This is a genomic window from Paenibacillus paridis, from assembly GCF_006345825.1.
GTDB classification, from domain to species: Bacteria; Bacillota; Bacilli; order Paenibacillales; family Paenibacillaceae; genus Pristimantibacillus; species Pristimantibacillus paridis.
In genome coordinates this window covers 1-2,653 of record NZ_VCIX01000057.1, presented here as the reverse complement: position 1 = coordinate 2,653, position 2,653 = coordinate 1, and the positions used below count along the sequence as shown (strand labels likewise).

The 2,653-nt window shown below is 49.0% G+C and carries 2 protein-coding genes; one reads left to right on the top strand and one right to left on the bottom strand.

What is annotated here, in order from left to right:
• Nucleotides 1–1,362: 1,362 nt before the first annotated feature.
• On the top strand, nucleotides 1,363–2,232 hold the full coding sequence (locus FJQ58_RS01930) for a hypothetical protein (RefSeq protein ID WP_139990768.1): 870 nt from the start codon (nucleotides 1,363–1,365) through the stop codon (nucleotides 2,230–2,232).
• 86 nt (nucleotides 2,233–2,318) lie between these two features.
• On the opposite strand, the gene FJQ58_RS01925 is transcribed toward FJQ58_RS01930, so the two are convergent.
• Complete coding sequence (locus FJQ58_RS01925) at nucleotides 2,319–2,519, bottom strand: hypothetical protein (protein ID WP_139990767.1); 201 nt, start codon at nucleotides 2,517–2,519, stop codon at nucleotides 2,319–2,321.
• Nucleotides 2,520–2,653: the final 134 nt, after the last annotated feature.

Genomic DNA, 2,653 nt, shown 5'->3' with positions numbered 1-2,653 from the left:
AAAATCTTGCGAACCTCTGCCAATGTTGGGCGCTTGCCTTGCTCTGAGACTTGATCCGCCGCAGCAAAAATCTGTTCTTTCGTTAATCCTCCAGCCATTTGCACTCGCCTCCTACGTTTTATCATAAACATTTTGTAATTGTTGTATGTTGTATGTTGTAATAATACTACAACAAATACTACAATATTGTAAGATACAACACACTTACATTACAGATTTTTTTCATAAATCCTTAGACCACCGTTTTTTCTCTCTTTTTCCCCGAAAAAATAAATCCTCCCTATGTACAGGGCGCAATACTTGTCCCTACATAAGAGCAAGCCCCAATACATAGGTTCAAATGGATACAAAAAGCAAAAGATGTTGCACATCCTCAAAGCTGTGCTATAACGCTAATGTGGCAACAGCAACTCCCAGTAATAGAACATAGTGTTTGGGCTTGCCCTAACCATTGCAGCGTCTATTCCAGCCACAAAAAATGTGACAGACTAGGAACACAATAAGAAAACAATTAGATATGGAGTTGATAGCTGCTATGAGTAGACAATGGATCTGGACGATCAACTGCATCGGGGCATTGCCAATGCGCCGCGCGGTACGATAACAACCAGAACCATTTCGAAACATTTGGATCGCCAAATCCAAATGCCATAATATCCAATCAATCGCTTTTTTTGCGGGTCACTATACAACAAACCAAGTTGTAGGAGTGGCTCTGACGGCGTGACCATCCTGATCGCCAATCAGGAACATAGCCGTCAGTGGGGATCGCTGCGTGCATCGAGAGGTGCTGGCGCGGTGGTGACGGGGGCTGCAGGATAACACCTGCATCTACCCACTGGCCTTTAGGCCATGGTACATGGGCGACACGGAAAGGGTGCGGCGGATGCCGTGCCAGTTAATAACGAAGTGGTGAAAATCCACCTGGCGGGGCGCTGGAAACGGCGTGACGCTCAGCCCAGCGGGGGAGCCTAGCTTAAAAACCGAGCAATCGGATAATCAGGGTGTATGTCCAGTAATGGGCAAGGTAAATAGCTCAACCCGTAAAGGCCCTGCTGCTTAACGGCAGCAGGCTAAAGCACGCAGCGCGTAGCGGCGGCGATTGCAACTGGGTAAGAAAATAGAGAGTGGCAAGATCCTGAGTGCTGAGAAGGATTCGAATTTGTCTGAAACCTGGCGAAGGCTAGGGTAGTAAGGGGGCTCTTCTATGTTCCGCCCCGCAGTCGCCAAAGGCTGCGCAATCGTTTCTGGAGCGACCAGACTCTATTTTCAACGATGTTATCTAACGTGGGAAGGTCCGAACGGCTGGGGGTGGTACCCTGGTGCGAGGACTGGGAGCATTTGCAAGTAGGAATCCGATACATGGAGCGATCAACCTGCTCGGGATGGTGGGGGGGGCGTTGGCCGTCAGTTGGCACTGACAATAAAGGCCTATCCGAAAGCATAAACCGTAGGCATGAAAGCGATTGGGGGATTCTGCGGAATTCCGACTTGGCGGTCGTACTCGCAGCGCCTTTAGGCGCAATCATCGGGAGGTGGTTTTACGTGGGTGCTGGATATCAGTATGTATGTGGCAGTTGGCAAGGGCTTTTGCAAATGGTCGTCTATCTCGTTGGCAGCGGATATACGCATTATCATGTCATAAGTCTTCCCATAAGAAAAAAAGACAGATGGAACGAAATCGATCAAAAGCTGATCGACAAATATCAGACTGATAAATCCAAATGGCAGCGCGCCCGCCAAAAGCGGCTGGGCGCCGCCAACCACATGTACTTGCGGTGGGAGCATATTGGCATCCTTTTGCACACACGCGGCAATATCAGCGATAAAATTCGCAATGATGATGTCTTTTTCGATGTGCAAATAAAACCAATCCCTCTGCAAATCAGCGATCTAACGGCCTTTCTCATCTACTTTTTTGATGGCGCAGTAACCGTACGACTAGCCAAAGAAACGTACGAAGGCCTCAAGATGAATCTAGCAGATGCCGCACGCAGCAGGCACAAGGCGCACCTCATTAAGATGATTAATGATCTTAACGGATATCCTGCCTGGCGCGGCGTGATCGTCCAAAAGCGGCGACTCGCCAAGTACGCGGCTGTACAGGCTCGAAAAAACGGAATCAATTTGGATGAGAAATATCTACGCATATATGACAAGCGCAAAATCTACCCCGTCTGGATCGGACAAGCTGACGAAGAACAAAACGAAGAAAAAGAGCCCTCAATTTGAGGGTTCTTACTTACATAGTTCACCAGTTTTTATACGCATTCTAACGCCCGTAAATGGCCTCTATGCGCTTTGGCGTGCAGCTGGAGTTAATCATACTCCCACCATCCCTTCGGCGCGCTTGGCTCTGATTGCACGGCCGTCGTGCCAGGTAAATACTTTGGCTTACCGCAGCGTATGCAGCACAACATTTTTAAGCCTTTTGCAACCACGATATGCCGCCACTTCCCCTCGGCCAAACACTCACAGATGCCATTCGCGTACGGATCATCAACAAGCGGCTTCTGCATAGCCCCAGTCCGCCTCCTTTAACCCCGTTAATAGATGGCTGGTGGCACAGGACGGATGCTGTTAGCCTTAGTAATGGTCAGTGTGTCACCGTTAGACAGTTTAATGTGGGTAACTGCCATCCTGGAGTAGTCCT